Here is a 1,998-nt window from a genome sequence, read left to right on the forward strand (position 1 = left end):
TCGATCACCGTGATGGCGTCGCTGACGGTATCCAGCACGGCCTCGAAGAGCTCTTCGCCGCCAAACTGTGAATGGGCCATTTTCTTCCCGGAAAAACCGCCGATTAATACGAAGGACAAACCCTCCGTTTGCCGCGGCTTGGATTGTATGGGGAAGAAAATGGGCTGTCAAGCAACGCCGAGGTCCCGAGACTTCCAGTTACCGATCTCGATGGTTTGATCGCGTTTTCCTTAGGCTGATCTATTTTGGCCAAGAGTCTACACAATCTCCGCCCAATTTTTTAGCAATTTGATTCACTTCCCTATCGGGTTTATACTTTTGACCAGCCAACAATTGGGATAACGAGCCATGAAATGTCCGAAGTGTCATACCCTTAACCCCGACTCCTCCAGGTTTTGCGCCAACTGCGCTACACAACTCGCTCCGGATAGCCGGCCTCCTGCCGACCTTACGATGACTCCCGGGTCTCCCGTTCGCACCCTGACGAAAGGGAGTCTTATCGCCGGGAAATATCGGATCATAGAGGAGATCGGCCAAGGCGGGATGGGTGTCGTCTACAAAGCCGAGGATACCAAGCTCCGGCGCTCCGTCGCCCTGAAGTTCCTGGCCGAAGACCTGGCCCACGACCGCCAAGCCGTCGAACGCTTCCAGCGCGAAGCTCGGGCAGCCTCGGCGCTGAACCATCCCCACATCTGCACAATCTTCGATATCGACGAGCACGAAGGCCATCACTTCATGGCCCTTGAGCTTCTGGAGGGGAAGACGCTCCGGGAATACCTGCTGGGCAAGAGCCTGGATATAGACCAGATCGTCGATTGGACCATCCAGGTGGCCGGCGGGCTGGAGGCTGCTCACGGCAAAGGGATCATCCATCGGGACATCAAGCCCGGAAATATCTTAGTGACAGACTCGGGGCAGGCGAAGATTCTGGACTTTGGGTTGGCTAAGCTTTTGCCGGCCCCGCAGCTAAACCCAGCGGAAAGTCCGGGCTTGCCGACGTTGACCATCGAAGGACCCCTGACGAGTCAAGGCTCGGCTATGGGGACGGTGGCCTAATGTCGCCGGAGCAAGCGCTGGGGAAGGATTTGGATGCGCGAACGGATTTATTCTCACTGGGGGTTGTCCTCTATGAGATGGCCACGCGGACCCTACCGTTCCGCGGGGATACATCGGCGGCGATCTTCGACGGGATTCTAAACAAAGCGCCGACGCTGCCGATCCGGCTGAACCCCGATCTGCCGGCTGAACTCGAGCATATTATTGAGAAGGCGCTCGAGAAGGACCGAGACGTGCGCTATCAGTCGGCCCGGGAGATGCTGGCCGACCTGAAACGACTGAAACGAGAGCACGAGTCCGGACGCACGGCCGTAGCGCCGAGCACTCCGTCGCTGGCGGTGCTGCCGTTTGCCAACCTGGGTGGGGACAAAGAGAACGAGTACTTCAGCGACGGGCTGGCCGAAGACATCATCGGCGCCCTGACGCAGGTGCCCGGGCTGCGGGTGATGGCGCGGACCTCGGCCTTCGCCTTCCGCGGCAGGGAGCAGGATGTGCGCGAAATCGGCGCGCGGCTCAACGTCAATCATATCCTGGAGGGCAGCGTGCGCCGGCTGGGCAGCCGGATCCGGGTGACGGCGCAGTTGGTCAAGGCAAGCGACGGGTTCCCCTTGTGGAGCCAGCGCTTCGACCGCGAGATGACGGACGTCTTCGCCATTCAGGATGAAATCTCGCAAGCCATTGTGGAGAAGCTGCGCGTGCGGCTGGCGACGGATCGTCCGCTGGTGAAGCGGCCCACGGAAAACGTGGAAGCCTACAACCTGTGCTTGAAGGCGCGCTATCAGCTTTTCAGGTTTACCCCGGAAGGGATTGCGAAAAGCAAAGAGTACTACGAGCAGGCCATCGCGCTGGATCCGAACTATGCTCTCGCCTGGTGCGGTCTGGCCGGGTTTTACAATCTCCTGGGCATGTCCGGACAAATGCCGCCGAAAGCGGTCCATGCGC

General features: G+C 59.4%; 2 protein-coding genes. Both read left to right on the forward strand.

The genetic code is table 11. The features are described 5' to 3' along the window. The first annotated feature begins 453 nt into the window (after positions 1 to 453). Complete coding sequence (locus NTZ26_12695; GenBank protein ID MCX6561358.1) at positions 454 to 1,056, forward strand: serine/threonine-protein kinase; 603 nt, start codon at positions 454 to 456, stop codon at positions 1,054 to 1,056. Further along, positions 1,056 to 1,998: protein kinase (locus tag NTZ26_12700; protein ID MCX6561359.1), on the forward strand; the 943-nt coding region annotated here is incomplete at its 3' end. The genes NTZ26_12695 and NTZ26_12700, both read left to right, overlap by 1 nt.

The organism is Candidatus Aminicenantes bacterium, assembly GCA_026393855.1.
In the GTDB taxonomy this organism is placed as follows: domain Bacteria; phylum Acidobacteriota; class Aminicenantia; order Aminicenantales; family UBA4085; genus UBA4085.

Excerpts from the sequence above, each read along its gene's own strand:
- NTZ26_12695 (MCX6561358.1), top strand. The coding sequence starts at position 454 with ATGACTCCCGGGTCTCCCGTTCGCACCCTGACGAAAGGGAGTCTTATC.